Below are 24,356 nucleotides of genomic sequence, written 5' to 3'. Positions count from 1 at the left end.
GTCGCTGAGCGTTGACCACGTGTCCTGCCGGCGGGAGGGCGGGCGCTAGCGCGCTACGGACCCCTCGGTGTAGTCGTCGTTCGTCTTGATCCACGAGAAGAGCTTGCGCAGCTCCCGGCCCGTGCTCTCGATCGGGTGGTCCTCGCCCTTCTTGCGCAGCTCGGTGAACTCGGGCGCTCCGGCGTCCTGGTCGTCGATGAAGCGCTGGGCGAAGGCACCGTTCTGGATGTCCGCGAGGACGGCCTTCATGTTCTCCTTCACCTCGGGGGTGATGACGCGCGGGCCGGAGACGTAGTCGCCGTACTCGGCGGTGTCGGAGACGCTCCAGCGCTGCTTGGCGATGCCGCCCTCGACCATGAGGTCGACGATCAGCTTGAGCTCGTGCAGTACCTCGAAGTACGCGACCTCGGGCTTGTACCCGGCCTCGGTCAGCGTCTCGAACCCGTACTGAATGAGCTGCGAGGCACCTCCGCAGAGGACGGCCTGCTCACCGAACAGGTCGGTCTCGGTCTCCTCCGTGAAGGTCGTCTCGATGACGCCCGCGCGGGTGCCGCCGATCGCCTTGGCGTAGGACAGGGCCAGGTCGCGTGCGGTGCCGGACGCGTCCTGCTCGACGGCGATCAGATCGGGGACGCCGCGGCCGGCCTCGAACTCGCGGCGGACGATGTGTCCGGGTCCCTTGGGTGCCACGAGGGCGACGTCGACGTCGGACGGGGGCTGGATGTAGCCGTAGCGGATGTTGAAGCCGTGCCCGAAGAAGAGCGCGTCGCCGGCCTGCAGGTTCGGCGCGATGTCGTCCTTGTACACATGGCGCTGCACCTGGTCGGGCGTGAGCACCATGATGAGGTCGGCCTCCGCGGTCGCCTCGGCGACCGAGAGCACCCGGAGCCCCTCGGCCTCGGCCTTGGCGCGCGACGCGGATCCTTCCTTCAGCCCGACGCGCACGTCGACGCCGGAGTCACGCAGGCTCAGCGCGTGGGCGTGGCCCTGGCTGCCGTAGCCGATGACGGCCACGGTGCGGCCCTGGATGATGGAAAGGTCTGCATCGTCGTCATAGAACAACTCGGTCACGGGTATTTCTCCTTGGGGTGGGTGCTGCTGGAAAGGTGTGGAACGGATCGTCAGGCGCTGCGCAGGGCGCGGTCGCTCATCGACTTGGCGCCGCGGCCGATCGCCAGGGTGCCCGACTGCACGATCTCGCGGATGCCGAAGGGCTCGAGGACGGACAGGAGCGCCGAGAGCTTCTCGGGCGTTCCCGTCGCCTCGATGATCAGCGAGTCGATCGCCACGTCGACGACGGACGCGCGGAACAGGTCCGCGGCCTGGGTCACCTGCAGGCGCGTGGCCGCGTCGGCCCGGACCTTGATCAGGACGTGGTCGCGCTGCACCGACTGCTCGGTGGTCAGTTCGACGATCTTGATGACGTTGATGAGCTTGTTCAGCTGCTTGGTGACCTGCTCGAGGAGGTCCCCCTCGGCTTCCACCACAACGGTGATGCGGGACATGCCCGCGACCTCGGTCGGTCCGACCGCAAGCGAGTTGATGTTGAACGCGCGCCGAGCGAACAGGCTGGCCACGCGGGTCAGGACGCCGGGTACGTCCTCGACGAGCACGGAAAGGGTATGTCGTGCCATGTCAGTCCTCCTGCTCCCAGGTCGGGGTCATGTTGCGGGCGATCTGGATGAGGTCGTTGCTGACGCCGGAGGGGACCATCGGCCACACCATGGAATCGCGGCTCACCACGAAGTCGATGACGACGGGCCGGTCGTTGATCGCCAAGGCCTGCTCGATGGTGGCGTCGATGTCCTCGTCGCGCTCGCAGCGCAGGCCCACGCAGCCGTAGGCGTCCGCGAGCTTCACGAAGTCGGGGACGCGGACGGTGTCGTGCCCCGTGTTCAGGTCGGTGTTCGAGTACCGGCCCTCGTAGAAGAGGGTCTGCCACTGCCGCACCATGCCGAGGGACGAGTTGTTGATGACCGCGACCTTGATCGGGATGTTGTTGATGACGCAGGTGGCCAGTTCCTGGTTGGTCATCTGGAAGCAGCCGTCGCCGTCGATCGCCCAGACCACGCGGTCCGGGTTGCCGACCTTGGCGCCCATCGCGGCCGGCACGGAGTACCCCATGGTGCCGAGGCCGCCGGAGTTGAGCCAGGCGTGCGGGCGCTCGTACTGGATGAACTGCGCCGCCCACATCTGGTGCTGGCCCACGCCGGAGACGAAGACGCCCTCGGGCCCCGTGAGCTCGCCGATGCGCTTGATGACCTGCTGCGGAGCCGACAGGCCGTCGTCGGGCTGGGTGAAGCCCACCGGGTAGGTCTCGCGCAGGTGGCGGATGGTCTTCCACCAGGCCGAGATGTCCGGGCGCTCCTGCGCCTCGAACGAGTCACGGACCGCGGCGGTCAACTCGGGGATGATCTCCTTGACCGAGCCGACGATCGGGACGTCCGCCGTACGGTTCTTGGAGATCTCTGCGGGATCGATGTCCGCGTGGATGACCTTCGCGTTCGGGGCGAAGCTGGAGAGCACGCCGGTGACGCGGTCGTCGAAGCGTGCGCCGAGCGTGATCAGGAGGTCCGCCTGCTGCAGGGCCGTGACGGCCGACACCGAGCCGTGCATGCCGGGCATGCCCACGTGCTGGTCGTGGGAGTCGGGGAAGACGCCGCGGGCCATCAGCGTGGTGACCACGGGCGCGCCGACGAGTTCGGCGAGTTCCTTCAGTTCGGCCGCGGCATGGGCCTTGACGACGCCGCCGCCCACGTAGAAGACCGGGCGCTGCGAGGCGCTGATCAGGCGTGCGGCCTCGCGCACCTGCTTGGAGTGCCCGCGGACCACCGGCCGGTAGCCGGGGATGTCCACCTTCGGCGGCCAGGAGAAGCTCATCTTCGACTGCTGGGCGTCCTTGGCGACGTCGACCAGCACCGGGCCGGGGCGTCCCGTGGTGGCGATGTGGAACGCCTCGGCGAGGACGCGCGGGATGTCCTGGGCGTTCGTGACGAGGTAGGAGTGCTTGGTGATCGGCATGGTGATGCCGACGATGTCCGCTTCCTGGAAGGCGTCGGAGCCGATGAAGGCGCTGGAGACCTGACCCGTGATGGCCACCATGGGAACGGAGTCCATGTGGGCGTCCGCGATGGCGGTCACGAGGTTGGTGGCCCCGGGGCCCGAGGTCGCGATGCAGACGCCCGGCCGGCCCGTCACCATGGCGTAGCCCTGGGCCGCGTGTCCCGCGCCCTGCTCGTGCCGCACCAGGATGTGCCGGAGCTTCGTGGAGGCCATCAGCGGGTCGTACGTCGGGAGGATCGCGCCGCCGGGAAGGCCGAAGACGTCGTCGACGCCGAGTTCCTCGAGCGACCGGACGATCGCCGCGGAGCCGAGCATCTCGACGGGGCCCACGACACGGTTGGGTCCGCGGACCGCACTCGCCGGGACGGCGGGCGGAGTCTCACGCGCGGGTGCTGCGGGAGGTGCTGGCCTTGCTGCCAGCAACGCTGGACTGATGGGCGATCCCTTGGACATCTTCGACTTCCTTTGGAGCGTTCGCTGCACTGCTGCAGTTCTGACTGCGGACGGACTTCCGCGCGCTTCTTCCTCGCTGACAGGGTGTGTCGACAAAAAAACCCCTCAGCCTTGTCGGGCTCTGCGAGGGGTTGCGCGTGACTGCAGTCGTCTACCGGACGGGCTTCAGGCCACGCGCTGGGTAAGGACGACGACTACGGGTTGGAGCTGCATACCTGTAGTTTCCACGCCCCCGCGAAAGGGTGTCAAACGCACCCCTTCCTGTCTCACATGATGGACACGGCGTCCAGTTAGTGGACATTAACGCGAGCGGTGCCCGGGCCGGAGATCGCCTCCGGCCCGGACCTCGCCTGCGACGCCCCTAGCCCGTGTACGCGCCCATGGAGGCGGAGTGCACGAGTTTCGCGTACTTCGCCAGGACACCCTTCGTGTAGCGGGCCGGGAGCGGCTCCCACCCCACCCTGCGCTGCTCGAGCTCCGCTTCGTCCACGAGGAGGTCGAAGCTCTTCGCCGCGATGTCGACGCGGATCCGGTCGCCGTCGCGCACGAAGGCGATGGGGCCGCCGTCGACCGCCTCGGGCGCCACGTGCCCGATGCACAGGCCGGTGGTGCCTCCGGAGAACCGGCCGTCGGTCAGCAGGAGGACGTCCTTGCCGAGCCCGGCACCCTTGATGGCGCCGGTGATGGCGAGCATCTCGCGCATACCCGGGCCACCCTTGGGCCCCTCGTAGCGGATGACGAGGACGTCACCGGCCTGGATCTCGCCGGCATCGAGCGCGTCGAGGGCGCCCTGCTCACGCTCGAACACGCGGGCGGAGCCCTCGAAGACGTCGGCGTCGAAGCCGGCGCTCTTGACGACGGCACCCTCGGGGGCGAGGGAGCCGTGCAGGATGGTGATGCCACCGGTCCTGTGCAGCGGGTTGTCGAGCGCGCGAAGGATCTTGCCGTCGAGGTCCGGCGGGTCGATCTCCGCGAGGTTCTCCGCGAGCGTCTTGCCGGTCACGGTCAGGCAGTCGCCGTGCAGCAGTCCTGCGTCCAGGAGCGCCTTCATGATGACCGGCACGCCGCCCACCTTGTCGACGTCGAACATGACGTAGCGGCCGAAGGGCTTGAGGTCGCCGAGGTGCGGGATCCGGTCGCCGATGCGGGTGAAGTCGTCGAGCGTGAGGTCCACCTCGGCCTCGCGGGCGATCGCCAGGAGGTGGAGGACGGCGTTCGTCGAGCCGCCGAAGGCCATGGTGACCGCGATGGCGTTCTCGAAGGCCTTCTTCGTCATGATGTCGCGGGCCGTGATGCCGAGGCGCAGCAGGTTCACGACCGCCTCGCCGGACTTCCGCGCGTACATGTCGCGGCGGCGGTCGACCGAGGGCGGCGCTGCCGAGCCGGGCAGGGACATCCCGAGGGCCTCACCGATGCAGGCCATGGTGTTCGCCGTGTACATCCCGCCGCAGGCGCCCTCACCCGGGCAGACGGCGCGTTCGATGCTGTCGAGGTCCTTCAGGCTCATCTTGCCCGCGGCGCAGGCGCCGACCGCCTCGAAGGCGTCGATGAGGGTGACCTCCTTCTCGGTGCCGTCCTCGAGCTTCGCGAAGCCCGGCATGATCGTCCCCGCATACAGGAACACGGAGGCGAGGTCGAGGCGGGCAGCAGCCATGAGCATGCCCGGCAGGGACTTGTCGCAGCCCGCGAGGAGGACGGAGCCGTCGATGCGTTCGGCCTGCATCACCGTCTCCACCGAATCCGCGATGACCTCACGGGAGACGAGCGAGAAGTGCATCCCCTCGTGGCCCATCGAGATGCCGTCGGACACCGAGATCGTGCCGAACTGCATGGGGAACCCGCCGCCGTCGTGCACGCCCTCCTTGGCTCCCTCCGCGAGGCGGTTGAGGGACAGGTTGCAGGGGGTGATCTCGTTCCAGGAGCTGGCGACGCCGATCTGGGGCTTGGCGAAATCCTCGTCGCCCATGCCCACGGCACGCAACATCCCGCGGGACGGTGCCGCGTGGATGCCGTCCGTGACGACGCGGCTTCTTGGCTTGATGTCTGGAGTTGTTTCCACGGTCATGGTCAAAGCCTAAGCCCGTGTTGCAGGCGGGTTTCGCCATGTGACCCCGCTGTTACAGCCTCCTGCGGAGTCCGTGGAAGAGCCTGCGCGGTGCGGCGTGACTCCTCGTGCTGCCCGATTCCGCTCCGGTACAGTGTGGATCTCGTGGGCGGGAAACGGCCAGGCCGCACCACGAACTCCCCGCGGGGACCCGACCGACAGCCCCTACCGCAACGGCGTGATATGACTCCCGATGAGACTCCTGCAGCCACCCGACCGCTCGACGGCGGACAGGGACTGAAGAACGCCCTGCGCCGTGTCTTCGACGGGCAGATCCCGAACTACGGCGACTACAACCTCGTCTTCGCGGCCCAGCAGTCCCGCGGCGTCCGCGATGCGGGGACGGCGGCCGTCGGCTACGTGGTCGGCTACCGCTGGAAGCCCGCGGAACTGATGATCGCGCCGGTGGACCTGACGGCGATCACCGGTGCCGGCGTGCCCGTGGAGGTCAACATGACGAACCTCGCCCACGCCCTGCAGTGGGACGACACCTCCTACGAGGTGGGCACGAGCACCGGCCGGATCTTCCGATTCGGCGTGCTGGCCGCTCCCGTCCTCGACATCGGCCCGGGCACCCCCCTGCGGCTGGCGCAGGACGAGGACCTGATCGACTTCACCTCGTTCATGGACGCCTTCATCGCGATGGCGTGACCCGCCTAGTGCCCCCAGGCCCCGCGCCGCACGAGGTTGACAGGCTCCTGTCCGCTGCCGAGCAGTTCCACCTGGCGTCGCAGCAGCGCGAGGATCCTCGGCGGGAAGGCTCCGGTGTTGCCTCCGACGTGCGGAGTGATGATCACCCCGGGAGCGCTCCACAACGGATGGCCCTCGGGTAGCGGCTCCGGATCCACCACGTCGAGCGCGGCCTTCAGGCGCCCGGCCATGGCCTCGCGGGTCAGTGCCTCCGTGTCCACGACCGCGCCGCGCGCGACGTTGACCACGAGTGCCCCGTCCGGCAGGGCTGCCAGCACCTCGCGTCCCACGAGTCCCCGCGTCGCATCGGTGAGCGGCGTGATCACGATCACGACGTCGTGGTGCGGAGCCAGGTCCACCAGCTCGTCGCTGCCATGGACCTGCCCCAGGTCGTCCTCGCGTGCGGTACTGCCGACCCTCGTGACCACCGCCTCGAAGGTGGCGAGCCGCTTGCGGATCTCCTCCCCGATCCCTCCGACGCCCACCAGGAGCACGCGGCGGTCCGCCAGGCCCGGATAGCGGGCGCTGTGCCACCGTCCCTCGGCCTGCTGCCGCACGGCGTCGTCGATCCCGCGCAGCGAGGCCAGGGCGAGGCCGACCGCGAGTTCTGCGGTCGCCGCTGCATGCACGCCGGCGGCCGTCGCGATCGCGACGTCCGGCCCCACGAGGTCCGCGACGCCGTCGTACCCCGTCGACTGGGTGTGCACGAGCCGGAGGTTCGGAGCAGCATCGAGGGCGCCGTCCAGATGGGCGCGCCCGGTGTAGGGCAGGACGGCGGCGTCGAGGTCCGCCAGGTCGAAGTCCTCGGGCGGCGTCGCGAAGTCCCAGAGCACGATCTCGACGCCCGGCGAGGCGTCGGTCAGTGCGTCCCGCAGCTCGGCGGACGGGACGCTGAGGGTGCGGACGGTCTGGACAGGGGCGGCCGGTGCGGAATTCGTCATGGCGCCAGCCTAGTGTCGCGGCGTCGCCCTCCCGCCCGGTCGGCGATCGGTGGACACCCCCTCCACCCCGGCCTAGGGTCGGACCATGTCAGCCGCAGCACGGCGATCCGCCCGGGCCGCATCCCGCGCGCACATCCGCGCCTTCTCCCCGGCCGGCGCCGTCCTGCTGATCCTGCTCGTCGTCCCCGGCTGCTCGGACCCGGCCGGGGAGGAACCGGTGTACGCCGGGGCGTCCACCACCGCGGGTACGAAGCAGCCTTCGGCCCTGCCCGCCCTGTCCTACGCAGGCGACGCCGTGACGGGCCTCGACCTGCCCTGGTCCGTCGTGGTGCTCGACGACGGCGCCCTCCTCGTCGCCGAACGCGAGACCGGAGAGATCGAACGCTACGACGGCACGGCCGGAGAGGTCATCGGCAGCATCCCGGAGGCAGCCTCGGCGGGCGGTGAGGGCGGCCTCCTCGGTCTCGCCGTCGAGCCCGGTCCGGTTCCCGGGGCGATCTACGCGTACTACACGTCGGCCGCCGACAACCGCGTGGTCCGGCTGCCATGGTCCGACGGACGGCTCGGAGCGCCCGAACCGGTCCTGACCGGAATCCCTGCAGGCGACATCCACAACGGTGGCCGGCTCGCCTTCGGTCCTGACGGCCACCTGTACATCGGCACGGGCGATGCGGGAGTGCGCGGGAACGCCCGGGACCCGTCGAGCCTGGGCGGCAAGATCCTCCGCATCACGGCCGACGGCGCGGTACCCGCCGACAACCCGACGCCCGGTTCCCCGGTCTACAGCGTCGGCCACCGCAATGTGCAGGGGCTCGCGTGGGACTCGGCGGGCAGGCTCTGGGCCACGGAGTTCGGGCCGGAGGTCGACGACGAGCTGAACCTCATCGAACCCGGGGCCGACTACGGCTGGCCGGACGTCACGGGGGCGCCGCATGATTCCCGCTTCGTCGATGCGCAGGTGGTGTGGCCGTCGACGGCGTCGTCCTCGCCGAGCGGTATGGCGATCGTCGACGACGTGGCGTACATCGGCGGCCTGCGGGGGCAGCGCCTGTGGCAGGTTCCCCTGGTCGCCGGGACGGCGGGCGAGCCGGTGAGCCACTTCGACGGATCCTACGGGCGGCTGCGGGACGTGGTGGCCGGCAGCGACGGCTCCCTGCTGGTCGCGACGAACGAGCCCGGCAACGCGAGGATCCTGCGCGTCCGGACCGGCTGAGATCGGGGCCGAGCGGCTCGGTTTCATGTTTCCGCCGAAGTGCTGGTAGAGTTTCATGCTGTTGCGGATGACCTGAACCGGTGAAATCGGGAGGGAAAACGCCACGCACCTCTAGCTCAATTGGCAGAGCAATTGACTCTTAATCAATGGGTTCCGGGTTCAAGTCCCGGGGGGTGCACAACAGGACCCCGCGTTCCAGGTCTCGCCGCCTGGGATGCGGGGTTTTGTCTTGCCCAGCACGAACGCGCCCCATCCTCCGCGGACGATGGGGCGCGTTCGTCCTCGACAGGACGGGCCGGATCAGTACAGCGGTTCGTCGGGTCCTGCGAGGACCACGGCGTTGTTCCGCACTCCACGGATCCACCGCTTGAGGGCGATAGTGCCCCTTCTCAGAAACTTCATCGTTCTCGACCAACCTCTCCCGGTACCGACAGTAAGCCCCCTGTCTTTTATAGCGGAAGAACCTCGGCGCCCGCTGGGAACGCACTGCTCGACCTCCGGGCCGCGGCGTGCATGACCGCCACCGCGCCGGGACGCGCCCCTTACGGCTGGTTCTGCCAGCCGTCCTCCCCCATGGCGCGGGGAAGCGCGAGCAACAGGAGCAGGGCCGCCTTGTGGTCGAGATCGTTGCCGCCCGGGGAGGACAGGCGGAACTGGGCGAGGGTGGCGAATTCCTTCATGGCTGAGACCCATCGTGCGAGGAGAAAGAGGAGACCGGCACCGGCTGCGAGAGCCGTTGGAGGAACTGTACAGCGATCGGCACGCAGCACACCGGAGCCCCGTCGGAGTTTCCGGCTGCGGAAGGACGCGCTGCATCGCCACGGCGGTCCCCACCGCGGCCCGCACCGCGATTGCCGTCGACCCACGGGACGCCGCCCTGCCGCCCGTCAAGGGCCCTCTCCGGTTCCACCGCGCGTTGCACCGGCTTTCCGGGCGCGTGCACGATGGCTGGTATCCCACTCCCGGAGGACCACCATGTTCAGGAACGCGGCGGATCGACCGCCCACCATCGAATTCCATCCCTGGCCGCGACCGATCCCGGCGCAGTACCTCGCGTTCCTGCAGGTCGCGGCGCTGCTCACGCTGGTGATGATCCTCCTCCTGACGGTCCTGCCCTCCCTGTCCTTCCTGCACTTCCTCGTCAGCGTGCTGGTCCTCGTCTCGTTCTTCCGACGGGCCCGCAGGCAGCACTCCCACCGCGAGGACGCGAACGACTGACTCCCCCGGCCCCGCCCTGCGCGGGCCTACGATGGACGCGTGAACGAAATCCTGTCCTTCGCAGGCAGCTACTGGTGGCTCGTCTTCCCACTGTCCGGCGTGTTCGCCGTCTGGGGGCGGCACTGGTCGGAGGCGAGCGAGCGACGGCACCAGCGCAAGATGGAGCTGTACCGCCTGAAGCATCCGGGCGCCCTGCACGGCGCGCACGTGCAGGCCGGGCAATCCGAACCTGTGCGCCGCCCCGAGCGCGACGTGCAGCACGTCGAGCGCATGCACGACGAGGTCGACAGGAGATGGCTGTCCTACGAACTCGATGCGGCGAAACTCATCGACTACCCCATGATGACCGACGTCCGGGAACCGCTCACGGTGGCGTTCCTCCGGGCGAAGCGCGAAGCCGACGCCCTGCGTCCCGAGGACCCCTCGACGGTCTCGGCGGAGGACCTCGCCGCCTACCGATCCGCCGTCACCTCCTACGATGTCGCGTTCCAGATCGCCGAGACCGAGGCCCGGCGTGTCCGCGCGAGCGGCTTCAGCGTGCAGGAGCGCCAGCGTCTGGACACGGCCCGGAAGCTCGTGACGGTTGCCGTCGACGACGCCGCCACGGCCGCGGAACGCCAGACCGCCTACCGCCGTGCCCGTCGGGAGCTCGACGGACTGATCGTGCTGCCCGATGCCACGATCACCTCGCTCGAGGAGAAGGTGGCCGGAGCGATCGGTCCGCGTCCCGAGCCCTCACCGTCGTGAGCCCAGCGGCACCCTTCCCTCCCTGCCCGTGCTGGACAATAATTCCAGCATCATGACAGGGGCGTGGCGGAAGCCACCCGGCAGGAGGCGGACACCATGGCAGCGACGATCAACACCTACCTCAACTTCAAGGACACCGCCGCACAGGCGATGGATTTCTACCAGTCCGTCTTCGGCGGTGAGCTGCAGCGGAGCACGTTCGCCGAGTACCAGGTGAGCGAGGACCCGGCGAAGCAGGACAAGATCATGCACTCCATGCTGACGACGCCGTCGGGTCAGGTCCTGATGGCCGCGGATACACCGAACAGCATGGAGTACAGCGCTCCCGCCGGGCACTCGCTGTCGGTCAGCGGCGACGACGAGGCGGAACTCCGCGGCTACTGGGAGGCACTCGCCGGAAGCGGCAGCGAGATCGTGCCGCTGGCGCAGTCGCCCTGGGGCGACAGCTTCGGCATGTGCATCGACGGCTTCGGTGTCACGTGGATGGTCAACATCGCCGGCGCTCCGGCTGCCGCCGGTCCGTCGGAGGACGGGAGCACCGGCGCCCGGTCCGACGCGGTGGGCGAGCCGAGCGGCGTCTGAGGTCAGGAGGCCGCGCCCGCCTCGAAGCGCAGTGTGGGCTCGTCCGGCGTGGAGAGCGTGAGGACGGCCTCCTCGATCCGCTCGTGATCCTCGATGTCGCGCTCCACCGCGCGGAGTACGACGGCGACGTCGTGCTCCGGGCGGTCTCCCACCAGATCCACGGCAGCGACGAGGTACAGGCGTTCCGGCCCGACGTACTCGAGGTGCAGGTAGGTCACGCGCTCGATGCTGTCGTGGGCTCCCAACCGCTGCGCGACCGACTCGAGCAGGGCCGGCGAGACGGCCTGGCCGACGAGGAAGCGGCGGTTGCGGTCGATCAGGATCACGGCGATCACGCCGAGCAGCACGCCGACCAGGATGGAGCCGACCGCATCGGGCACGGGAGAGCCGGTGAGCTGGTGCAACAGGATCCCGAGGAACGCGATGACGAGCCCGATCAGCGCCGCGGAGTCCTCGGCGAAGACGGCGCGCAGGGTGGGGTTCGACGTCGTGGAGACGCTCTCCAGCGTGCTGGTGCCCCGCTCCTGGCCCGCCTTCCTCGCCTGGCGGAAGGCCTGCGTGAAGGAGACTCCCTCGAGGACGAAGGCCAGCGCGAGGACGATGTAGGCGATGCCGTAGTCCGCGGCCGGCTCGGGCTCGATCAGTTGCTGGACCCCGTGCGTGATGGACACGACGGCACCTGCCGTGAACAGCCCGAACGCCGCGAACATGGACCAGACGTACGCCTCGCGCCCGTAGCCCAGGGGATGGGAGGGGTCCCGTCGGCGCCTGGACTTGCGCTCGGCGATCAGGAGGAAGATCTGGTTGCCGGTGTCCGCCCACGAGTGGGCCGCCTCGGCGGTCATCGAGGCCGACCCGGTGATGACCGCTGCCACCGTCTTCGCAGCAGCGACGAGGAAGTTGGCCACGAAGGCGATGACGACGGTCAGCGGGCCCTCGCCACCCGGTGACTCCTTCCGCGGTCCGCTCCCGCCGGTCCGTGTCCCCTGCCCTGCGGGAGATGCCTGGTTCTTCATGCCGTCCTTCCGGGACGCCCGGTGCCGGCGGCACTCCTGCAGGAGTACCGCCGGCGGTCGGGTGCTACTTGGATGCTTCCTTGTTCACATCCGTCGGCGAGTCGAACTCGCGGTCGGGAAGGTTCCTGAGCGTCTCGAGGACCGCGTCGTCGGCCCCCTTGTCCTCTGCGTGCTTGACGAGGTCCTCCTTCGAGGCGGGGTAGTCCATGCCGCCCAGTGCCTTCTGGATGTCGATCGGACTCGGATCTGCCATGGTGTGCTCCTTCGTATCGGTTCGGTTCCCTTGCACGTGCTCCCGGTGCGGGAGCACCGTCACTGGCCCAGGATCACGTGGGCAGCGTCTATGGCACGGTCGGTCACCGTGGTGGGCGCCTCGAGGTGCACGGCCCCCGAGGGGATGATGCCTGCTCCGCCGTAGCGTTCCATGACGCGCCACTGGGCGGCGACGTCCTCGCCCGCGTGCCCGGGTGGGAGCTGGTCCCAGAAGTCGAATCCCCCGCACTCGACGAGTGCCGCGCGGTCGAACAGCACGCATCCTCCGACCCAGGCGACGCGGTAGAGGCGCCATTCGCCCGGCGGGATCGCGAGCTCGGCTGCGGCGTGCGCCAGGTTCGCGGCGTTGTGCAGCGGCCAGCGGGCAAAGCCCTCCGAGCCCGGGCGGATGCGCTCGGGCGACACCTCGTCGCCCGGCCACAGGGACAGCCCGGAGCGCTCGTGCGGCCTGGAGTCCGGGAGGTAGGACAGGCCCTGGACCGCTGATCCGACGAATCCGCACCCGGCCGCCCGCAGCGCCCGGTACATACGGTCCAGCGAGCCGGGCTCGAGCCAGACATCGTTGTCGAGGAACAGGACGAACGGAGCGCCGGCCAGATCCAGCAGGTAGTGCCGGTGCTCCGCCAGCCCCCTGCGCGGCAGGTGGCGTTCGAGGTGCACTTCCCGCCCCTGCGCCCGGAGCACCCGGACCATCGCGCTCACGGCAGGCTGGAGGAAGGACTCCGCCTCTCCCTCGGTCTGGTCGCTCACGATCACGCGGAACGGCACACCCTCCTGCGCGGCGAGCCCCGACAGCGTGACGGCCAGTTCCGCGGGCCGGCCGAAGGAGGGGATGAGCACGTCGACGACAGGATCGTCTCCCGGAGCATCCATCGCCCACTCCCCCGACCAGCGCCTGGTCACGGCACATCCCCCGCGAGCCGGCTGGACCGGATCTTCCGCACCACGGCAGCGGTGGACCGTTCCGGCACGTAGTCCAGGATGCTGACCCGTCCGCCGCAGGCCTCCACGGCCGGGGTCTCCTCGAGCATCTGGGCGGTGTAGTCGCCGCCCTTCGCGTACACGTCGGGCTTCAACAGCTCGATCAGGGGGACCAGCGTGTCCGTCCCGAACACGGTGACGTAGTCGACGCAGCTCAGGGACGCGATGATGCCCGCCCGGTCGGCGATGGGGTTGATCGGCCGGTCGGGACCCTTGAGCCGACGGACGCCGTCGTCGTCGTTGAGTGCGACCACGAGGACGTCGCCGAGTTGCTTCGCCTGGTTGAGGTAGCGCGTGTGCCCGCGGTGCAGCACGTCGAAGCAGCCGTTGGTCAGGACGATGCGGCGGCCGGCGGCCCGGTCCTCCTCCACCTTCCTGAGCAGGTCCGCGGTGGCCAGCGCGGTGTCCGCGAACTGCTGCAGGTGCCCGGTGAGGTCTGCGGTCGTGCACACGGAGGTCCCGGGCCGGTGGACGACGACGTCGGCCGCGGCCTGGGCCAGGTCCAGGCTGGTGGTGAGCGGCAGGCCTGCCGCGCGGGCGGCGGTGAGGCTGGCGACGAAGGTGTCGCCCGCGCCGGACGCCTGCTTCTCGGTCGCGGGCTTGGCCCACGTCCGGTGCTCCTCGCCGTCCTGCCCGAGCAGCACCGTGCCGTCGCGGTCGAGGGTCACGACGACGGCTGCCGCGTTCGTCGCCGCGAGGAGCTCCCGGCGCCGCTCCGTCACCGTCGCGGCCCTGTCGGACCGCGGATCGAGGCGCGTCGCCAGGACCTGCGCGGCCTCCTGGGCGTTGGGCGTGACGATGTCCGGTCCGAGCACGGCCCAGCCCGCGGTGTCGTGGGCGTCCACGACCACGAGGGTCCCCGGGTCGATGCTCGACGCACGGCCGAGCGCCGCGCGCACCTCCTCGCCGAGGGCGCCGGACCCGTAGTCGCAGACGACGACGGCGTCCGCCCCGGCAACGGCGCCGGGGATCCGTGCGGCGAACGCGGTGACGGCTGCCGCGGACAGCTGCTCGGGGGTGTCGTCGATCCTGAGCATGACCTGGTCACCGCCGAGGATCCGGTACTTCGTGGTGGTGCCGACGCGGGGGTCCTGCACGAGGTCGGTGGTGTCCACTCCGGCGTCGTCCAGGATCGTGCGGAGGCGTCGCCCGGCGTCGTCCGTGCCGATCAGCCCGCACATCCGCACCCTCGCCCCGAGTGCGGCGAGATTCATCGCCGTGTTGGCGGCACCGCCGGCGGCGTAGTCCCGTCGGGTGATGTCCACGACGGGCGCGGGGGCCTCACGGCAGAAGCGTTCGATCGTGCCACTCCACCAGCCGTCGAGCATCGCGTCCCCGACCACGGTGACGTGCGGGGCACGGTCGGCGATCGCGGCGGGCACCCATGCGGCGAGTCCGCGCACGTCCGAGAGGTCGGCCCCGTCGCGGCCGCCCTCGGGGTGGTCCTGCAGCTCGTCACCCATCAGGCGCCGCCCTGCGGCGGAGCGCTGATGTGGACCACCTTCACGAGGGCGAATTCGTCGAGCAGTTCGGGTCCGTAGCCGAAGCCGGCCCCACTGATGCCGCGGGGCTGCGCGGAGCCGCCGGGTGCACCGCCGAACACCGCATTCACCTTGACAGTGCCGACCGACAGCCCGGCGATCGCCCGCTGCGCGTGCGCGATGCTGCCGGTGAGGACCGATGCGGCGAGCCCGTAGGGACCCGCCGCCGCGAGGCGCAGCCCCTCGTCGAAGCTGTCCACGACGGTCACGGGCGCGACGGGCCCGAAGGTCTCCTCCGCCATGATCGTCATGGTCTCCGTGCAGCCCGCGAGCACCGTCGCGGGGTAGTGCGATCCGTCGCCGGCCGGCACGACTCCACCCTCGAGGCACTCCGCACCGAGGCTGACGGCCTCGCCGACCTGCGCGTCGACGGACTCGCGCATGCGCCGGTCCACGAGCGGCGGGAAGGTCCCGCTCCCGTTGCGCTGCCGGGCCTCGAGGGTGAGGGCCGCCAGGAAGGGTTCCGCGATGGCCCGATGGACGTAGATGCGCTCCACCGAGGTGCAGATCTGGCCCGCGTTGGCGAAGGCTCCGAGCGCCGCCTGGCCCGCCGCCCAGACCGGGTCGACGTCGGCGTCCACGATCAGCGGGTCGTTGCCGCCGTTCTCGCGAATCACGTGCGCGCCCGTGAGGACCGCGGCGCGGGCGATCCGGGAGCCGGTGGCGCTCGAGCCGACGTGGGCGAAGACGTCCACGTCCGCCTCCATCGTGATCATCTGACCCACCTCGGCGCCACCGGTCAACGTCGTGAGGACACCGTCCGGGAAGGCCGGCTGCAGCAGCCGCCCGAGCAGCTCACCCACGTGCGGGCACCGTTCGCTGGGCTTGTGGAGTACCGTGTTGCCCGTCACGAGGGCAGCGCCGATGAGTCCGGCGGCAACCGCCACCGGGTCGTTCCAGGGAGTCAGGAGCGCCGCGACGCCGCGCGGTTCGGCGACGGTGTAGTCCGTGGCCGTCACCCCTCCCCGCAGGCTCAGGCCACGGTGGACCGGCCCGAGTTCCGCGTACTGCTCGAGGGTGGAGATGCCGGCCTCGATGCCGCCGAGCGCATCCGCCAGCGGCTTGCCCGTCTCCCGGGTGTTCAGTTCCGCCAGTTCCTGCGCGCCGTCCCGCAGTGCGGAGGCCGCACGGCGCAGGGCCGCACCGCGATCGGCCGGGCTCGTGGCCGCCCATTCGGGCTGCACGGAGCGGGCCAGCGAGACCGCGAGGGACACCTGCTCGCGGACGGCGCAGGGCAGGGTCCCCACCTCGCTGCCGTCCCGGGGATCGAGGATGGTGAGGGACGTGTCGTCCTGCACATCAAGCACGATGTGTGCCTGGGAGTTGATGGACATTGCGCTCCTTGATGTCGTGTACCGCCGCAGCTCGTTCCACCACGCGGCTAGTGGTCCCGTACCCCGCTCCCACGTGTTCACACACGCCGTCGGCCGATTTCTGCGCCCGGCGCATCCATCAGCACGCTTAGCATAATGTGGCGGGAGAAGCAGCGGCGGGCCGCGCTTCCCGGCACCGGCCGATGGACAGCGGGAGCAGCGCTGTGTAGAGGTGGGGAACAGCCGGCACGCGCCCGCGCTGCCACGGAAGCGGACGGCCATGGGCCGGCAGGGACAGGAACGGGGAAGAATCCGATGCAGCAGGACACGACGGCGGATTTCGGCGGACGGCACGACACGGCGAGGTCGGTGGGCCCCGTGCTCGCCCCGTTCCGGGACATCCGGCGGATCGCCGTCCTGCGGGGTGGCGGTCTCGGCGATCTCATGTTCGCGATGCCGGCCATCGCCGCGCTCAAGAACCGCTATCCGGAGGCCGAGATCACGCTGCTGGGCATGCCCGGTCACGCCGCGCTGCTCGAGGGCAGGCCGGGACCGGTGTCCGCGGTCCTGGAGCTGCCGGTCTTCCCGGGGGTCCGTCCCGGTGCCGAGGATCCGGACGCGGTCGAGCGGTTCTTCGACGGGGTCCGTGGGTCCTTCGACCTGGCGGTCCAGCTCCACGGCGGCGGGCGCAACTCCAATCCGTTCCTGCTGCGCCTTCAGGCACGGCACACCGTCGGTACCCGGACGCCCGACGCCGTCGGGCTGGAACGCACGATCCCGTACGTCTACTACCAGCACGAGGTGTTCCGCGCCCTCGAGGTCGTCGGCCTGGCCGGGGCGGTGCCGACCGATCTGGAACCGAGGATCCAGGTGCTGCCGGAGGAGGTCGAACGGGCGGCACGGCTGACCGGGGAGGGCGCCGTGGTCGCACTGCACCCGGGTGCCACCGACCCGCGCAGGAGGTGGCCGTCGTCGTCGTTCGCCGAGGTCGCGGTGCGCGCAGCGGCGGACGGCTGCGAGGTGCTGGTCGTGGGTGACGGGACGGACGTCCCGGCGGCCGAGGAGATCGTCCGCCTGGCGCTCGAGCAGGACCCGGCGGCCGATGTGAGGTCGCTCGCCGGACAGCTGTCGCTGGGCGAGCTGACCGGTGTCCTGGATCGCAGCGCCGTGATGGTCGGCAACGACAGCGGCCCCCGGCACCTCGCGCAGGCCGTCGGCACGCCGACCGTCGGCGTCTACTGGATCGGCAACGTCATCAACGCGGGGGCGATGGGACGCACCCTGCACCGCGTCCACTTCTCCTGGGTGACGCGGTGCCCGGTGTGCGGCGTGGACGTCACGCAGGTGGGCTGGACGGCCGAGCGATGCGAGCACGATGACTCGTTCGTCGCGGCCGTCCAGCCCGCCGTCGTCTATCCGGACGTGGCCGAACTCAGGGCCACGAGCCTTCTTCTGCGTGGGCGATGACCATCTCGCGGATCTCGCAGCTCTTGGGCTGCGAGAGCGCGAAGAGGATCGCCTCGGCCACCCGCTCGGGGTCGTTGAGGCGTGAATCGTCCTGCGGCTTGTACTGCTCGTCGCGGTCGTCGAAGAAACGCGTCTTCATGCCGCCGGGGATGATCGTCGTGACGCCGATCTGGCCGGCGGTCTCGGCGGCGAGGGCCTGCGAGAAGCCCATCACCCCGAACTTGGAGGCGCAGTAGGCCGTCGCGTCGCCCACGGCCTTGATGCCGAGCGTCGAGGCGATCGTGACCACGCGGCCGTGCGACTCCTTCAAGTACGGCAGGGCGGCGCGGGCCGTGGAGGCCGTGCCCATCAGGTTCACGCCGATCACCTTCTCCCACTGGTCGGCCGGGACGGTGTCGAGCGCCCCGCACCGGTCGATGCCCGCCGCGGTGACGACGGCGTCCAGGCCGTCCATCGTCTCGGCGGCCTCCCGGACGGCTGCCTCGACGGCCGCACGATCCGCGACGTCGACCTCGAAGGCCTTGACGCCCGTGACGCGGCTGATGTCGCGGTCGAGCACCACCGGGGTGCCGCCGGCGGCGATGACGCCCTGGACGATGGCCGCGCCGAGGCCCGAGCCCCCGCCCGTCACCAGGACCCGTCCCGGGTTGTAGCCGCTGGTCCCCGGAGTGGTGGTTGCGTTCTCAGTCATGCTGTTCCTTTCGTTGCGTGCGCCCGGCGCAATCAGGCCGGGCACGGATCTGCAGCCCGTCAGCCGACGCGTGCCAGCGCGGCTGCAAGTTTGGTGGTGGAGCGTGCCGGGATGTACGGGACGGTGACCGTCCTGCCGCCCCAACTGCTCACGAGGGCGGCCTCGGGGAGGTCCTCCGCCGCGTAGTCGCCGCCCTTGACCCAGATGTCCGGCTGGAGGCGCGAGATGGCGTTCTCCGGTGTGGACTCACCGAAGACGAGCACGGCGTCGACGCACTCGAGTGCGGCGAGCAGCTCGGCGCGGTCCTCCTGCTTGATGATCGGCCGGTGCTCGCCCTTCAGCCCCCGCACCGACTCGTCGGAGTTGAGGCAGACGATCAGGCAGTCCCCGAGCCGTCGGGCCGCCGCGAGTGTGCGGGCGTGGCCGGCGTGCAGGAGATCGAAGCACCCGCCGGTCGCGACCACCGTGCCACCCGATTCCCGCGTCCGGCGGGCCACCACGAGTGCGTCGAGGCCGTCGACGGGCAACTGCTCGGGCGCCTCCTCGCGGCTGCGGCCCATCGCGCCGACACCTCCCGAGGCGAGGAAGTGTGCCGCTGCTTCGGTCGCCTGCTGAGCGGCGACGTCGATCGCGGCTCCGCCTGCGAGCCCGACGGCGAGCGCGGACGCGAAGCGGTCACCCGCCCCGCACGGGTCGGACGCGGTGACGCGCGGTGCGGGCACCACCTGGGGCAGCAGGCCGGCCGCCGCCACGAGGGCGCCGTGCTCCCCCATCGTGACGAGCACCGCCCGGCTCCCCCAGGTCCGGAGCAGGACGTCGGCGGCCGCGGCGGCGGCCTGCGTGCCGGAGCCCTCGACCTCGGCGAAGCGGAGTGCCTCCCCGATGTTCGGCGTCACCGCGGCGACTCCCGGGACCGGTTGCGCGCCGGCGGGATGCGGGTCCCACACGACGGGCACCGAGGCGGCCAGCGCCTCGAGGCGGGCGCGCAGTGTGTCGTTGGCGAGGAGACCGCGGCCGTAGTCCGCCGCGATGATCGCATCGGCGCCGTCGAGCGCCGCGAGCATGTCCGCCGTGCAGCCCGGGAGGGGTGGCTTCGCGCAGCCCTCGTCGAAACGCACCACGGGCTGGCCCGAGGCGCGCACGCGTGTCTTCACCGGCGTGGGCGCCCCGGAGGGGCCGGCGACAACGGTCACGCCGTCGAGTTCGGCGCGCAGCAGGCCTGCGGCGTCGTCCTCGCCGAGGACGGTGACCAGGACGGCGTCGTGCCCGTCCGCCTGCAGCATGCGGGCCACGAGGCCCGCTCCTCCCGCACGGCGCTGGACCGCGTCGACGTCGACGACGGGGACGGGCGCGTCGGGTGAGAGCCGGCCGGCGCCGCCCGAGAGGTCCGTGTCGAGCAGGACGTCCCCGACCACCACGATCCTCATCGCTGGGCCTCCCGGTAGCGGCGGACCTCGGCGTCGAAGGCCCGGCAGATGGCGTGCAGCGCGATCAGGTGGCCCTCCTGCGCATTGGCCGACGCCGCATCGATCGCCACGTAGTCGTCCACGCACTCGGTCAACGGGTTGGGGCCCACCCCCGTGAGGGCCCAGGTCGTGATGCCGGCCGATCTAGCGGCCTCCACGGCGTGCAGCAGGTTGGGGCTCTTGCCGCTCGTGCTCAGGAGCATCAGGATGTCGCCGGGGCGGCCATGGGCGCTCACCTGCCGGGCGAACATCCGGTCGAAACCGTAGTCGTTCGCTATGGCCGTGACGGCCGAGCTCTCGGCGTGCAGGGAGATCGCCGAGAACGGCTCGCGCTCGCCGTCGAACCGGCCCACCAGTTCCGCGGTGAGGTGCTGCGCCTCGGCGGCCGAGCCGCCGTTGCCGGCTGCGAGGAGGCGTTGTCCGGCCAGCAGGCGGCCGGCCATCTCCACGCCCCAGCCGGCGAGCGTGCCCGCGTTCTGGACGAGGGACTCCACGGCCGGGGTGACCGCCCGCAGGTGGTCCAGGACGAGGCGCCGGGAGTCCACCTGGACCTGGTCCAGTGTGCCCGTGGCGGTCGGGGCGGGAGCACCCGCACCCCGGGCCGGTACGGCCGGATCGGTGCGCGTGCCGGTGTATACGTCGGAGAAATGCGTGGTCACAGTGCCCTGCCTCCCGTGCTTTCGAGTCGACGCGCGGCACTCCGCCGCGCTGGGGTCTGCTGGACGGGTGCTGCGGCGCCCAGAGCCGTCTGGTAGGCCTTCTCGGTGTCGGCGGCGATCCGGCTCCACGAGTAGCGGGCTTTCACGCGGCGGTAGCCGTTGTCGCCCAGTTCACGCGCCCACTCGGGATCGCCCACCATGTCGGCGATGGCGGCGGCGATGGCCGCCGGGTCCTGCGGGGGGACATGGAGACCGGTCTTGCCGTCCACCACGGTGTCCACCAGGCCCCCGACGGCCGCCGCGATGACCGGGACGCCGCACGCCATCGCCTCGAGCGGGACGATGCCGAACGGCTCGTACCACGGCGCGCACACGACGGCATCGGCGCTCCGGAGGACCGCGGGCATCTCGGCGCGGGAGACCTGGCCCCGGAGCACCACCCGGTCGGCGACGCCGAGTTCGACGGCCAGCGCGCGGAGCCGCTGCGCCTCGGGGTCGTCCTCGAGTCCGGTCGAGTTGCCCGCTCCACCGACGATGACGAGTTCGACGTCGTCGCGGCCCATCACGGCGAGTTCACGCAGGGAGCGGATGGCGAGGTCCATGCCCTTGCGCGGGACGAGCCTGCCCACGCTGACGATCCTGTGCGGCTGCCCGCGGTCCTCGACGGGTCCGTGCGGGGTGAACAGTTCGAGGTCCACGCCGCAGGGGGCGATCGACACGCGGCTGCCGGGCACACCCATCGCCTTGAGCTCGAAGACCTCGTCCGAGCAGGTCGCGACGATCCGGTCGGCGCTGCGGCCCACCATCGTCTCCAGCATGAGCCGCTCGGAGGGGCTGGTGTCCTCGGCCCCCTGGTGGCGGCGCTTGACCGTGCCGAGCGCATGGAAGGTCTGGAGGACCTGCACCGGCCGGCCGGCGGCACGCGACTGCCCGGCGGCGTTCAGGGCGGCCAGTCCCGACATCCAGAAGTGTCCGTGCACGATGTCCGGCGGTTCCGTGCCCCAGTCCGCCACGATGCCGTCGGCGAGCTCGCCCATGTAGGGCAGGAGCATGTCCTTCGGGACGCTCCGCACCGGGCCTGCCGTGATGTGCACGACCTCGAGCCTCGGGTCGGTCCGGACGCGATCCGGCAGCGCAGGGTCGTCGCGGCGCGTGTACACCGTGACCTCGTGTCCGCGGCGGGCGAGCGCGAGGGACAGTTCGGCCACGTGCACGTTCTGTCCGCCGGCGTCCACGCCCCCCAGGGCCGCGAGTGGACTTGCATGCTCAGACACCATCGATATCCTCACTGCGCTTTCCTTTCTGTTACCGCCAGGACAGGGTGCCGCGTCGGTTCCTGCACCAGGACGTCGTCCCAGTCGGCGAGGAACCGGGCGAGCCCGTACCGTGCGAGTGCCGCTTCCCGTGCAGCCAGTCCCCGTGTGCGGGCCTCGTCCGGGTCCGCGATGAGTCGTGCCGCCATGCGCACGAGGTCGTCGATGCTGGTCGAGATCGCCCCTGCCTCGGGCGGCACGGCGCGCGCCGCCTCCGTGGTCGCCAGCGCCAGCACGGGCAGCCCGACATGCATGGCTTCCAGGAGGGAGAGTCCGAGGGACGTCCAGCGCAGCGGGTGCACGTAGGCCCGCGACCGGCCGAGCCGGGCGTGCAGGTCCGCCATGCCCAGGTCCCCGCCGATCCGCAGTTCCGCCGGACCGAGGTCGAGGGCGGCGGCGAGCCGGTCCGTCCCCATGCCGAAGACCTCGAGCGGAGCCACGCCCGCGAACCGCGGGAGCAGGTCCGTGCCGGTGATCCTGCCGCGCCGGACGGGTTCGTTGATGACCGCGGCGAGCTGCTCGAGTTCACCCGTGTACAGGTAGCCCGGATCGACGATGCCGTGCTCGATGACCCGGGTCCGCGCGATCCCGCTGTCCCAGAAGAGCTCGTTGAAGTGCGTGACGTGGACGATCGGTATGTCCGTGCGGTCCGCCAGCGGATGCACCGTGCCGACGATGTCGCGCCGGGGTGTGTTGTGCTCGAGGAAGACGGCGGGGAGGTCCCGGCCCGGCGTCCGTCCGAGGAGCCGCTCGCATTCGGCGATCTCCTCGACCCGCTGCAGCACCACGACGTCGATGTCGGCGTCCCGCAGGTCGTGCGGGGCCACCTCGACGACGGAGGCCGGCCAGTCGCGGCCGGCGCGGCCCAGCCCCCATGCTCCGCCGTCGGGCGTGGTGGGCAGCAGGTAGGTGTGCGTGCCCCTCACGAAGGCGTCGGTCCATCCTCCGTGGACGTGCCATAGCAGGATCCTCATCGGTTTCCCCTCGTTGTTCTGCGGCCGTCGGTGCGGCCGATGCTGCGGCGCGAGCCGAGCGACGATATTCCGGAGCTGAGCCGGAGGACGGCGTCGACGACGTCCTCCGGCGAGACGTTGGACAGGCAGGGATGGCCCTGGACGGGACAGATGCGGGCGCGGCTGAGGGCGCAGGCCGCGTCCTGGTCACCGAGCAGTTCGACGGGCACGCGGTACGGGGCCCAGCGGATCGCGGGCACCACGGGCGAGAACAGGCACACCACCGGTGTCCCGACGGCGGCCGCGAGGTGGGCAGGGCCGGTGTTGCCGGTGATCACGACGGTGGCCCCGGCGAGCACGGAGCCCAGTGTGGCCAGGTCCGTCCGGCCGCCGAGGTCCAGGGCCTCCGGGCCGGCGACGGTCGAGGTCAGGTCCGTCTCGTCCGGGCCGCCGGTCACGACCACCCGGAACCCGGCGGCGGTGAGGAGTTCGACGGCGGCCGCGTGGTGCAGGGGCGGCCAGGCCCGGGCGGGCACGGACGCCCCCGGGTGGACGACGACGTAGGGTCCGCGGCCCACGAGGTCCGCGGCGTCGACCAGGTCGGTGACCTGGAGCCGGCCGTCGTCGCCGGGAGCCAGGGCGTACCCCGCGGCCTCCGCGATGCCGAGGGCACGCTCGGCCTCCGGCTGGTCCTCCGGGAAGTCCTCCCCCGGCTTGAGCCGCACGTCGAGGAGCGATCCCGCGTAGTCGACGGATGCTCCGGCGATCCGCCGCACCCCGGCGAGGCGGAGCAGCAGCGCGAGCGGCAGGGGCGACTGGTGGAACGAGGTCAGGATCACGGCCTCGTCGACACCGAGCGCCACGATCCGGTCGTGGAGCTCACCGATGAGGTCGGGCGTCGGGTCGGGGGCGGGGTCCACGATCCAGGGCGCGGACCAGGTGACGACGTCGACGACGCCGGGCAGCAGCCGTGCGGCTGCCGCGCCCTGCGGTCCGCACAGCATGACGACGTCGTTCGGCGAGTCGCCGTGGTCGCCGGCGGCGATGGCGCGGACGGCCGGCCCGGCCAGGAGCACGTCACCGGCGCTGTCGAGGCGGGCGACCAGGACGCGGCGCCTCACGGGGTACCCGCCCAGAGGGAGGCGACGGCCCCGGCCAGGTCGCCCGCGACGGCCGGGGCCGCGCGGATCTCGTCCTCGAGCGTGATGTCCGTCGGCACCAGCACCGCGCGTGCGCCGGCGGCCTCTGCCGCGCCCATGTCCGCTCCGATGTCCCCGATGACGGCCACCTCGGACGGGTCGAGCCCCAGGCGCTCGCTGGCCGACACGATCATGCCGGGCCCCGGCTTGCGGCAGGCGCATCCGTCCGCCGCCCCGTGCGGGCACACCTCCCACACGTCGAACGGCCCGAGCAGTTCCTCCACCCGGGCGTTGACGGCGTCCACCTGCCCGCGCGTCACGAAGCCGCGCGCTATGCCGGACTGGTTCGTGACGACGCCGACCGGGATCCCCCGCGACCGGAGGCCGTCGAGGACCTCCCGGGCACCCGGCATGGGTCGCACGAGGGTCGGGTCCCCGTTGTACGGGACGTCCACGACGATGGTCCCGTCGCGGTCGAACAGGACCGCCCGGGGGGCTGTCCGCGATCGTTCGGCCGAAGTATGCATACAGGC

At 71.1% G+C, this 24,356-nt stretch carries 24 protein-coding genes and 1 tRNA gene; 7 read left to right on the top strand and 18 right to left on the bottom strand.

All coding sequences use genetic code 11. The features are described from left to right. Positions 1–45 precede the first annotated feature (45 nt). From ilvC to ilvD, 4 genes are all read right to left on the bottom strand, one after another. The gene (gene ilvC / locus ACX80U_RS12435; RefSeq protein ID WP_208741431.1) at positions 46–1,071 is read right to left on the bottom strand and encodes a ketol-acid reductoisomerase; all 1,026 of its coding nucleotides are present in this window, start codon (positions 1,069–1,071) and stop codon (positions 46–48) included. 50 nt (positions 1,072–1,121) lie between these two features. Further along, a complete protein-coding gene (gene ilvN / locus ACX80U_RS12430) occupies positions 1,122–1,634 on the bottom strand; it encodes an acetolactate synthase small subunit (protein ID WP_133080771.1) in 513 nt (170 codons plus the stop codon). Between the two features lies 1 nt (position 1,635). Beyond that, entirely contained in the window at positions 1,636–3,516 is a 1,881-nt protein-coding gene (locus tag ACX80U_RS12425; protein ID WP_459268672.1) for an acetolactate synthase large subunit, read from the bottom strand. 361 nt (positions 3,517–3,877) lie between these two features. Then, entirely contained in the window at positions 3,878–5,581 is a 1,704-nt protein-coding gene (ilvD, locus tag ACX80U_RS12420) for a dihydroxy-acid dehydratase (RefSeq protein WP_133080773.1), read from the bottom strand. 222 nt (positions 5,582–5,803) lie between these two features. Between ilvD and ACX80U_RS12415 the strand changes: the two genes are divergently transcribed. Continuing rightward, positions 5,804–6,271 carry a hypothetical protein gene (locus ACX80U_RS12415; protein WP_459268671.1) on the top strand — a complete coding sequence of 156 codons (468 nt, stop codon included), beginning with the start codon at positions 5,804–5,806 and terminating at the stop codon, positions 6,269–6,271. A gap of 5 nt (positions 6,272–6,276) precedes the next feature. Here ACX80U_RS12415 and ACX80U_RS12410 read toward each other — a convergent pair whose 3' ends face one another. Beyond that, positions 6,277–7,251 carry a 2-hydroxyacid dehydrogenase gene (locus ACX80U_RS12410; RefSeq protein WP_459268670.1) on the bottom strand — a complete coding sequence of 325 codons (975 nt, stop codon included), beginning with the start codon at positions 7,249–7,251 and terminating at the stop codon, positions 6,277–6,279. A gap of 85 nt (positions 7,252–7,336) precedes the next feature. Between ACX80U_RS12410 and ACX80U_RS12405 the strand changes: the two genes are divergently transcribed. Both ACX80U_RS12405 and ACX80U_RS12400 read left to right on the top strand, forming a co-directional pair. Continuing rightward, positions 7,337–8,464, top strand: coding sequence for a PQQ-dependent sugar dehydrogenase (locus ACX80U_RS12405; protein ID WP_459268669.1), 1,128 nt, complete (start codon positions 7,337–7,339; stop codon positions 8,462–8,464). Between the two features lie 105 nt (positions 8,465–8,569). Next, a tRNA-Lys gene (locus tag ACX80U_RS12400) sits at positions 8,570–8,642 on the top strand. A 364-nt stretch (positions 8,643–9,006) separates the two neighbouring features. On the opposite strand, the gene ACX80U_RS12395 is transcribed toward ACX80U_RS12400, so the two are convergent. After that, positions 9,007–9,144, bottom strand: a complete 138-nt coding sequence (locus tag ACX80U_RS12395) for a hypothetical protein (RefSeq protein ID WP_208741437.1) — start codon at positions 9,142–9,144, stop codon at positions 9,007–9,009. A gap of 295 nt (positions 9,145–9,439) precedes the next feature. On the opposite strand from ACX80U_RS12395, the gene ACX80U_RS12390 reads away from it, so the two are divergent. The 3 genes from ACX80U_RS12390 (at position 9,440) to ACX80U_RS12380 (ending at position 11,011) form a co-directional block, all read left to right on the top strand. Beyond that, positions 9,440–9,682 carry a hypothetical protein gene (locus ACX80U_RS12390; protein ID WP_133080777.1) on the top strand — a complete coding sequence of 81 codons (243 nt, stop codon included), beginning with the start codon at positions 9,440–9,442 and terminating at the stop codon, positions 9,680–9,682. Between the two features lie 39 nt (positions 9,683–9,721). Then, a complete protein-coding gene (locus ACX80U_RS12385) occupies positions 9,722–10,429 on the top strand; it encodes a hypothetical protein (protein ID WP_208741439.1) in 708 nt (235 codons plus the stop codon). Positions 10,430–10,525: 96 nt separating this feature from the next. Continuing rightward, complete coding sequence (locus ACX80U_RS12380; protein WP_459268713.1) at positions 10,526–11,011, top strand: VOC family protein; 486 nt, start codon at positions 10,526–10,528, stop codon at positions 11,009–11,011. A gap of 2 nt (positions 11,012–11,013) precedes the next feature. On the opposite strand, the gene ACX80U_RS12375 is transcribed toward ACX80U_RS12380, so the two are convergent. The 5 genes from ACX80U_RS12375 to ACX80U_RS12355 all read right to left on the bottom strand — a co-directional run bounded on the left by ACX80U_RS12375 (position 11,014) and on the right by ACX80U_RS12355 (position 16,156). Beyond that, a complete protein-coding gene (locus ACX80U_RS12375) occupies positions 11,014–12,027 on the bottom strand; it encodes a cation diffusion facilitator family transporter (protein ID WP_459268668.1) in 1,014 nt (337 codons plus the stop codon). A gap of 64 nt (positions 12,028–12,091) precedes the next feature. After that, on the bottom strand, positions 12,092–12,280 hold the full coding sequence (locus tag ACX80U_RS12370) for a DUF2795 domain-containing protein (protein WP_133080780.1): 189 nt from the start codon (positions 12,278–12,280) through the stop codon (positions 12,092–12,094). Positions 12,281–12,339: 59 nt separating this feature from the next. Beyond that, on the bottom strand, positions 12,340–13,203 hold the full coding sequence (locus ACX80U_RS12365) for a glycosyltransferase family 2 protein (RefSeq protein WP_459268667.1): 864 nt from the start codon (positions 13,201–13,203) through the stop codon (positions 12,340–12,342). Next, positions 13,200–14,744, bottom strand: coding sequence for a PfkB family carbohydrate kinase (locus tag ACX80U_RS12360; protein ID WP_459268666.1), 1,545 nt, complete (start codon positions 14,742–14,744; stop codon positions 13,200–13,202). The genes ACX80U_RS12365 and ACX80U_RS12360 overlap by 4 nt, the downstream gene beginning before the upstream one ends. Further along, complete coding sequence (locus ACX80U_RS12355; protein WP_459268665.1) at positions 14,744–16,156, bottom strand: aldehyde dehydrogenase family protein; 1,413 nt, start codon at positions 16,154–16,156, stop codon at positions 14,744–14,746. The genes ACX80U_RS12360 and ACX80U_RS12355 overlap by 1 nt, the downstream gene beginning before the upstream one ends. A 294-nt stretch (positions 16,157–16,450) precedes the next feature. On the opposite strand from ACX80U_RS12355, the gene ACX80U_RS12350 reads away from it, so the two are divergent. After that, on the top strand, positions 16,451–17,602 hold the full coding sequence (locus ACX80U_RS12350) for a glycosyltransferase family 9 protein (protein ID WP_459268664.1): 1,152 nt from the start codon (positions 16,451–16,453) through the stop codon (positions 17,600–17,602). Here ACX80U_RS12350 and ACX80U_RS12345 read toward each other — a convergent pair. The 7 genes from ACX80U_RS12345 to ACX80U_RS12315 all read right to left on the bottom strand — a co-directional run bounded on the left by ACX80U_RS12345 (position 17,568) and on the right by ACX80U_RS12315 (position 24,350). After that, positions 17,568–18,293, bottom strand: coding sequence for an SDR family oxidoreductase (locus tag ACX80U_RS12345; RefSeq protein WP_459268663.1), 726 nt, complete (start codon positions 18,291–18,293; stop codon positions 17,568–17,570). The two genes, ACX80U_RS12350 and ACX80U_RS12345, sit on opposite strands and share 35 nt — an antisense overlap. Positions 18,294–18,352: 59 nt before the next feature. Further along, a complete protein-coding gene (rfaE2, locus tag ACX80U_RS12340; RefSeq protein ID WP_459268662.1) occupies positions 18,353–19,720 on the bottom strand; it encodes a D-glycero-beta-D-manno-heptose 1-phosphate adenylyltransferase in 1,368 nt (455 codons plus the stop codon). Further along, a complete protein-coding gene (locus tag ACX80U_RS12335; RefSeq protein WP_133081028.1) occupies positions 19,717–20,319 on the bottom strand; it encodes a D-sedoheptulose-7-phosphate isomerase in 603 nt (200 codons plus the stop codon). The genes rfaE2 and ACX80U_RS12335 overlap by 4 nt, the downstream gene beginning before the upstream one ends. 95 nt (positions 20,320–20,414) lie before the next feature. Continuing rightward, entirely contained in the window at positions 20,415–21,707 is a 1,293-nt protein-coding gene (locus tag ACX80U_RS12330; protein WP_459268661.1) for a glycosyltransferase, read from the bottom strand. Then, a complete protein-coding gene (locus ACX80U_RS12325) occupies positions 21,704–22,705 on the bottom strand; it encodes a glycosyltransferase (protein WP_459268660.1) in 1,002 nt (333 codons plus the stop codon). The genes ACX80U_RS12330 and ACX80U_RS12325 overlap by 4 nt, the downstream gene beginning before the upstream one ends. After that, positions 22,702–23,805 carry a glycosyltransferase family 9 protein gene (locus ACX80U_RS12320; protein ID WP_459268659.1) on the bottom strand — a complete coding sequence of 368 codons (1,104 nt, stop codon included), beginning with the start codon at positions 23,803–23,805 and terminating at the stop codon, positions 22,702–22,704. The genes ACX80U_RS12325 and ACX80U_RS12320 overlap by 4 nt, the downstream gene beginning before the upstream one ends. Beyond that, on the bottom strand, positions 23,802–24,350 hold the full coding sequence (locus tag ACX80U_RS12315; RefSeq protein WP_459268658.1) for a D-glycero-alpha-D-manno-heptose-1,7-bisphosphate 7-phosphatase: 549 nt from the start codon (positions 24,348–24,350) through the stop codon (positions 23,802–23,804). Before ACX80U_RS12315 ends, ACX80U_RS12320 begins: the two co-directional genes overlap by 4 nt. Positions 24,351–24,356: the final 6 nt, after the last annotated feature.

It is taken from the genome of Arthrobacter sp. TmT3-37, from assembly GCF_054510835.1.
This window is presented reverse-complemented; position numbering and strand designations above follow the sequence as displayed.

What these genes read in the sequence shown, in the direction of transcription:
- ACX80U_RS12395 (WP_208741437.1), bottom strand. Translation starts at nt 9,144, where the DNA reads ATGAAGGAATTCGCCACCCTCGCCCAGTTCCGCCTGTCCTCCCCGGGC.
- ACX80U_RS12350 (WP_459268664.1), top strand. Translation starts at nt 16,451, where the DNA reads ATGCAGCAGGACACGACGGCGGATTTCGGCGGACGGCACGACACGGCG.
- ACX80U_RS12375 (WP_459268668.1), bottom strand. Translation starts at nt 12,027, where the DNA reads ATGAAGAACCAGGCATCTCCCGCAGGGCAGGGGACACGGACCGGCGGG.
- ACX80U_RS12345 (WP_459268663.1), bottom strand. Translation starts at nt 18,293, where the DNA reads ATGACTGAGAACGCAACCACCACTCCGGGGACCAGCGGCTACAACCCG.
- ACX80U_RS12325 (WP_459268660.1), bottom strand. Translation starts at nt 22,705, where the DNA reads ATGAGGATCCTGCTATGGCACGTCCACGGAGGATGGACCGACGCCTTC.
- ACX80U_RS12405 (WP_459268669.1), top strand. Translation starts at nt 7,337, where the DNA reads ATGTCAGCCGCAGCACGGCGATCCGCCCGGGCCGCATCCCGCGCGCAC.
- ilvN (WP_133080771.1), bottom strand. Translation starts at nt 1,634, where the DNA reads ATGGCACGACATACCCTTTCCGTGCTCGTCGAGGACGTACCCGGCGTC.
- ACX80U_RS12410 (WP_459268670.1), bottom strand. Translation starts at nt 7,251, where the DNA reads ATGACGAATTCCGCACCGGCCGCCCCTGTCCAGACCGTCCGCACCCTC.
- ACX80U_RS12370 (WP_133080780.1), bottom strand. Translation starts at nt 12,280, where the DNA reads ATGGCAGATCCGAGTCCGATCGACATCCAGAAGGCACTGGGCGGCATG.
- ACX80U_RS12315 (WP_459268658.1), bottom strand. Translation starts at nt 24,350, where the DNA reads ATGCATACTTCGGCCGAACGATCGCGGACAGCCCCCCGGGCGGTCCTG.
- rfaE2 (WP_459268662.1), bottom strand. Translation starts at nt 19,720, where the DNA reads ATGAGGATCGTGGTGGTCGGGGACGTCCTGCTCGACACGGACCTCTCG.
- ACX80U_RS12415 (WP_459268671.1), top strand. Translation starts at nt 5,804, where the DNA reads ATGACTCCCGATGAGACTCCTGCAGCCACCCGACCGCTCGACGGCGGA.
- ACX80U_RS12360 (WP_459268666.1), bottom strand. Translation starts at nt 14,744, where the DNA reads ATGGGTGACGAGCTGCAGGACCACCCCGAGGGCGGCCGCGACGGGGCC.
- ACX80U_RS12380 (WP_459268713.1), top strand. Translation starts at nt 10,526, where the DNA reads ATGGCAGCGACGATCAACACCTACCTCAACTTCAAGGACACCGCCGCA.
- ACX80U_RS12355 (WP_459268665.1), bottom strand. Translation starts at nt 16,156, where the DNA reads ATGTCCATCAACTCCCAGGCACACATCGTGCTTGATGTGCAGGACGAC.
- ACX80U_RS12425 (WP_459268672.1), bottom strand. Translation starts at nt 3,516, where the DNA reads ATGTCCAAGGGATCGCCCATCAGTCCAGCGTTGCTGGCAGCAAGGCCA.
- ACX80U_RS12390 (WP_133080777.1), top strand. Translation starts at nt 9,440, where the DNA reads ATGTTCAGGAACGCGGCGGATCGACCGCCCACCATCGAATTCCATCCC.
- ilvD (WP_133080773.1), bottom strand. Translation starts at nt 5,581, where the DNA reads ATGACCGTGGAAACAACTCCAGACATCAAGCCAAGAAGCCGCGTCGTC.